Below are 6,455 nucleotides of genomic sequence, written 5' to 3'. Positions count from 1 at the left end.
GAAAACCCTCTCCCCATCTCCCCCTCTCCCCATCTCCCCATCTGCCTTAATGATAAGTCTTTACCCGGACATGATATCATGTGGAGCTCCTAGCAAGAACCTATATTCTTAATTATAGAGATAAAATATTTACACAAATTTCTTAACAAATAAACCATGTCTTTAGGAGCACAGGATTGCTGCGCTCCTTGACAATTCATCAACCCAAACTATAAACGAGAGTAAAATTATTGGCTGGCATATCAATAATTTCCTTTAGCTTTAGCCCATATTTTTGAGCAGTATTTGTGATATCTGCTACATCTTTTAAACCCCATTCTGGGACTTTATAAGATAGAAGAGTTCTATCAAATTCTTCGTTTGAAGGTGTTGTATACTTGCCATCCATTTTAAATGGACCATAGATGAATAACGAGCCGTGAGCACTGAGATAGTTGACTGTACAATTCATCATGCCATCCGCAACAGAGATTGGTGCAACTTGAAAAATATTAATACAGAAAATGGCATCAAACTTTTTTCCAGCTAAAACTGACCAAGTTTGTGGTTGAATTAAGTTCAATTTGATTGGTGGTTGGACGTTTTGGGCTTGAGTCTGTTGAGTTAATTGCCTAATATTTTCAAACACTTCTTCATTCATGTCTGAGGGTTGAAAACTTAGATGCTGGAAATGGGAAGCGAAGTAGTTGATGTGCATACCACTACCAGAGGCAAACTCAAGAATTTGACCTTCGCTGTTGGGTAGCCTTTGTTTGAATACTTCTAGAATAGCATCACGGTTGCGATTGCCTGCCCAAGCAACATAAGGACTAAGTGGATGTGGGTCCAGTGTAGGTTTTTCTATTGGTGACATTTATTGCTTCTGTATTTTGTTGAGTTGCACTATTTAGAGCCTATCGAATAAAAGGGAGAATTCATACCAATGCTGGCTTCTTTCGCGATCTCACCATCAAAAAGTTTCACAGTCAAATTTCCATTAATCTGTTTTGCAAATGGAATTAACAAGCTATCAATATATTTTTGTGCGTTTTCTAGCGAATCAAATTCATAAAAACCACCTACAGTATTGGTGTTGATACCACTTAACCAGGTTTTAGATTGCAGTCCTGAGAATTTTTTCATTTCTACATTGATGGAAACCCAATCAATTTGAGTGAAAGGTATAGATACTTGATACTCGGCGTAGAGAAATAGTTTACTCATGGGTATTTGTGACTTGATGCTGAGTTCTACTTCTATTATTTTCTTCTATAAAATCAAAATTAGCTCAATTAAACTCTGGGGATATAGAACGTGCGTCCGGTCTTTTTTTGTAACTTTAGCTACATTTTTTGACAGCGGTATGCTAAAGTTGAATCTGGGTAGTATAGAAAGTTAAAGTAAACTGTGAGTGCTGCCATGCCAGTACTAGTGACTTAAATTAAAATACAGCTTTGCGAATTCGACATTATTGTGGGCTGAAATGCCTTCTTAACGCTTCACCCTGTTATTTTTGTAAGTGGTAGATAAAGATAAATTGTTTGAATTTTGCCTTTGTAGACTTGTAGGAAGGAAACACATAATTTATGTAGCTTTTTAGCTGTTATTTATATTTCTTTACAACCAGTAGCATTCCACTTCGATGTGCAGGTTGTACTGGGGATCGCACATCTATGCTTTATCAGGATTCCCTGTTCCCTTGTTGTTGAGATTTATGGAAAAGCATGGGGAAAAATAAAAGTGAATTTCGCACATGAGAGCGGAGTTTGTAATTTTTATTGTCGTTTAGTTGTATTACACTAAGGATCTGCCATGCAACCGCCAGATACCTCGCAGCTTTTCCTTTCAAGTGACTGTATTGAGCGCCGTTTCATTACAGTGGCTCCGGATGCTTCTTTACTTGAGACAGTAACGCTGATGGGTCAAGTGGGTCATATTAGCTCTTTCATAGAGTCAGAAACGAAACCAGAAAATCCCATTCGAGCCAGTTGTGTTTTGGTAGTAGAACAGCAACAATTAGTTGGTTTATTAACAGAGCGAGATTTGGTCAGGATAGCCGCAGAAAGGCGCAGTCTCAAGGAAACGAAGGTTTCTGAAGTGATGGCACGGGAACTGATTACGTGTCAAGAATGGGAAGCAACAGAGACAGTGAAAGTTATCCAACGACTGCAGCAACATCGCATTCGTCATTTACCCGTTTTAAACGAGCAGAATCAACCTGTGGGGCTTTTGATTGCTCATCACTGTAGTGATACTCGCCAATGGCAACCAGAAGAAGTAGAGTTTTTAGAAAACTTAACAGTACAGGTGGCGAACGCTATTCAACAAGCCATGTTGCTCGAACAAGCCCAAAGAGCCAATGTAGAACTGGAAGCAAGGGTTGCCGAGCGAACAGCACAATTGCAAGATGCTAATAAAAGTTTACAAGAAGAACTCGTTCACACCCAGCAAGCTGAAGCCGCACTGAGGGAAAAGGAGGCGATACTACGTAGCTTCTATGACTCAGCACCACTGATGATGGGTGTGGTAGAAGTACTTGATGATGACATTTTACATTTATCTAATAACGCTGCTACCGCTCAATTTTTTGGCACAACTTCAGAAGCAATGCAAAATCAACTAGCCAGTCAAATGGGCGCATCTCTAGAATATATACGCACGTGGATAAGTCATTATCGGGAGAGCCAACTTACGGGTCAACCAGTGCGTTTTGAGTATCAGCACAACCAAGAGGGAACGATTAAATGGTTGTCTGCTACGGTTTGCTATATTGGTGGAACAGATAGAGAAAGTCCCCGTTTTTCCTATGTAGTTGAGGATATTAGCGATCGCAAGCAAACAGAAATTGCCCTGAGACAGAGCGAAAAACGGTATCGGCAAATTGTTGAAACCACCGCAGAAGGCATATGGATGCTGGATGCTGATAACAAAACCAGCTTTGCCAACACGAGGATGGCTCAAATGCTGGGCTACACCGTAGAGGAAATGCAGGGAATGCCTTTGTTCGCCTTTATGAAAGTAGAAGAGCAGAAGCTTGCTCAATTTTACATAGAACGACGGAACCAAGGGATTCAGGAAAATCACGATTTCAAGTTCTGCTGCAAAGATGGTTCCGATTTATGGGCAATGCTATGTACTGCACCGCTTTTTGATGAAGCAGGGAAATATACAGGTGCTTTAGCAATGGTGACAGATATTACCGCACGTAAGGTGTTGGAAGAAGAGTTGACCCAAAAGCAACAGATGCTTGATGCTTTTATTACCAGTGCTCCTGTAGGTATGACAGTTCTGGATAGTCAGCTACGCTTTACTTTCATTAATGAAGGGCTAGCGGAAATTAATGGTGTGTCTGTGGCAGAGCATATTGGTAAAACACCTTGGGAGATTGTACCCGATTTAGCGCCGAAACAAGAGCAAATTTTTCAACAAGTCTTCAGTACAGGTGAGCCTATCCTTTACGTTGAGATTACTGGAGAAACACAGAAGTTACCTGGCGTGACTCGGACATGGCTGGTTTCTTATTTCCCCATCCGCTCAATCACAAATCAGCCAATTGGGATTGGGATTGTTGTTGCTGAAATCACAGAACGCAAACGAGCAGAAGCAGCGCTGCGTGAGAGTGAAGAAAAGTTTCGCCAGTTAGCAGAAAATATCCATCAGGTCTTTTTCATGATTGCTCAAACTGGTCAAATACTTTACATTTCTCCAGCCTATGAACGAATTTGGGGTAAGAGCCTTGCCAGCTTGTATCGAAATCCCCATTCCTGGTTGAACTTGGTGCATCCAGATGATTTAGCCCGAATTCGTGCTGCTTTTAATGCTCAAATTCAGAAGGGAGAAGAATTTAATGAAACTTACCGGATTATTCGACCAGATGACAACATTCGCTGGATTGTTGCTCGGTTTTTTCCCATTTCTGACAGCAACGGGCAGTTTTACCGCTTTGCAGGTATTGCAGAGGATATCACCAAGCGCAAACAGGCTGAAGATGCTTTGCAACAACAATTGCATAAAATGGTGCTGCTGAAGCAAATTACAGATGAAATTCGCCAAAATCTTAAGACACAACATATTTTTGAAACCGCTGCTATTCAAATTGGACAAGCGTTTGGTGTAAATCGCTGTCTCATTCACGCTTATATTGCAGAACCAGAACCTCAATTACCTTTAGTCGCAGAATATTTAAGCGGAAACTACAAATCAATTAATGAAATCAAAATCCCCGTTGCAGGGAATCATCATGCTGAAGCGGTGTTACGTCAAGATAAAGCAATTACCACACCAGATGTGAATACTGAAACGTTGTTTCAGCCCGTGCTTCACCTGTGTCATCAACTTCAAATCAAGTCAATGGTGTCTATTCGTACTTCTTACCAAGGGGAAACGAATGGTTTGATGGGATTACATCAGTGCGATCGCATCCGCAAGTGGACACCGGATGAGATTGAGTTGCTAGAATCGGTAGCCGCTCAGGTGGGTATTGCACTGGCTCAAGCGGCTCTTTTGGAAGAACAAACCCGTAGAAGCGAAGAACTCACCCACAAAAACTTTGCCTTAGAGCAAGCCAAGCGAGAAGCCGAAACTGCAAACCGCGCTAAGAGCGAATTTCTTGCTAATATGAGTCATGACACCAGAATCTTTCCAGCCTTGATTGGCAAGCCCCTGCTTGGATTTCCGGTAGTAGCTTAGGTAACCCGTGTCTTTCATATTGCGGTCAATCCATTCCATTGCCGCAAGTGCATTAGACCAAAGTTGTTCTAGAGTTTCTCCATCGTGAGTCCATGCATAGTACTCGGCATATAGCATCAGCCATAAGGGAGTAGCATCCACCGTACCGTAGTAAGGTGTATGGGGAATTTCCTGACAGCGTGCCAATTCTCCAAAGCGCAACTCGTGCAACATCTTACCCGGTTCTTCTTCGCGCCATTCGTCATCTTTTTTACCTTGGTAATTCGCCAATATAAACAAAGTTTCTTTGGCAATCTGAGGGTTTAACAATAAAGTTTGGGAAGCTGTGATGATCGAATCGCGACCAAATAGTGCGGAGAACCAAGGGACACCAGCCGAAACAGTTTTATACTTACCAAAAGATTGGCGCAACAGGTACATATCCTGCTCGGCTCGCTCAATAATACGATTGAAATAACTTTTGTCTGAGCGAATTTGTGTAATTTGGTGTGCCCAGTTTTGTTCCTCCATCAACTCAGAAGCTTTTGCCTGTCCCAAGGTGATAGCCGCGCTGACGGTAGAACTAGACTGGTTGTTAGTCAGCACATTCACCCGATAGCCCAATTTTTGGGTTTCATGGCTAGCCAATTCCAATTGCCAAACAGCAGTATATCCTTTGAAATAGTCTGGTTGGCGATACTGAAATTGGATGCGAGATTCCATGACCAAGCCATCAACTCCTTGGTAGGCGAGAGAAAGAGTTTGTTCTTTGTGAGTCGGGGTTTGAGCTTGTGGGGGAAGGTTTTCATTGAGCGTTCCTTCCTCGTGTGCTGGTTCTATCAGGCGCAAAAGCTTACCTCTTTGTTTCCTGCTATAGCCACGGACTTCAAATAAATCAGCAAAATCTGCATCAAAGCTAATGCTTAGCTCAAAACGGACGGAAGTTGTGCTATAATTGGAAACTTCTAACTCTTCAAATAGTGCTCCATTCAGCACGATTTCCCGACGAATACCCAATGTATCAGGTCTTAGACGTTCGTCTATTCTAGGGTTTGTACACAAAACCGAAAGAGAAAAACCTTTGTCAGCTGTACTGCTTAAGAGTACGGGAGAATGCCCTTCAATTTGCAACTCTAAACGACTGAGAAAACGCGTATCACTACAGAACAGCCCCATGCTGGGATTGCCATCACCCAGCCCACAGCCAGAGATATTTCCCAAAGTGTCTGTTATGAAAAATAAATCGTCATCTTTAACCGTTAGCGTCGGCTGCGGTTTTTCACTTATTACACAGGGCCACTCTGGGATAGGTACTTGGTCAGCAGGAACAAACGTTTTTCCGTCCAGAACAACTTTCTCCGGTGTCATTAGGGTATCCGGTGTCATCAGCCAATATTCCGTGTATACAGGTCTACTAATTTTTCTTCGTAAATCGCGTCAGCGTCAACAGGAAAAAAAGACGCTGATGCAGATTGATTTGAGCCACTGAGCAAAAATAATAATCACATACCACAAGTAACAGGGCATGAATAAAACTCACAACATCAAATCTTTATAAAGAGCTATTTTTTGTAAAATTTATAAAAAGGTATAGTGGCTACATTGTGAGGAAATTTTTCCATTCCATCTCCACCTAGCTTACAATAAGCAGACGTATAACAAACAACTCAAAGAGAACATTTCTAATTTACTACCTACAATTTTGTAAAAACTTCTGAAAAACAATACACATATTATTTTTAGAAATAATTTAACTGAGTTAACTACATATTATCTTATCTAAGACGTAGGTTGGGTTGAGCAACAAA

3 protein-coding genes and 1 pseudogene are annotated in these 6,455 nt (G+C 41.5%); 1 reads left to right on the top strand and 3 read right to left on the bottom strand.

What is annotated here, in order from left to right; genetic code table 11:
* Nucleotides 1–199: 199 nt before the first annotated feature.
* Nucleotides 200–853: a DUF938 domain-containing protein gene (locus tag ACYRY3_RS05325; protein ID WP_460200673.1), complete on the bottom strand. Its 654-nt coding sequence runs from the start codon at nt 851–853 to the stop codon at nt 200–202.
* Between the two features lie 29 nt (nt 854–882).
* Complete coding sequence (locus ACYRY3_RS05320; RefSeq protein ID WP_460200672.1) at nt 883–1,203, bottom strand: YdhR family protein; 321 nt, start codon at nt 1,201–1,203, stop codon at nt 883–885.
* A gap of 588 nt (nt 1,204–1,791) precedes the next feature.
* On the opposite strand from ACYRY3_RS05320, the gene ACYRY3_RS05315 reads away from it, so the two are divergent.
* Nucleotides 1,792–4,668, top strand: coding sequence for a PAS domain S-box protein (locus ACYRY3_RS05315; RefSeq protein WP_460200671.1), 2,877 nt, complete (start codon nt 1,792–1,794; stop codon nt 4,666–4,668).
* Here ACYRY3_RS05315 and ACYRY3_RS05310 read toward each other — a convergent pair.
* A pseudogene (locus ACYRY3_RS05310) lies at nt 4,609–6,033 on the bottom strand (amylo-alpha-1,6-glucosidase); the annotation flags it as partial. The gene ACYRY3_RS05315 and the pseudogene ACYRY3_RS05310 overlap by 60 nt on opposite strands.
* Nucleotides 6,034–6,455 lie beyond the last annotated feature (422 nt).

This window comes from Scytonema sp. NUACC21 (assembly GCF_054684315.1).
Note: the sequence above shows the minus strand (reverse complement) of the source record. Positions and strands in the feature narration are given on the sequence as shown.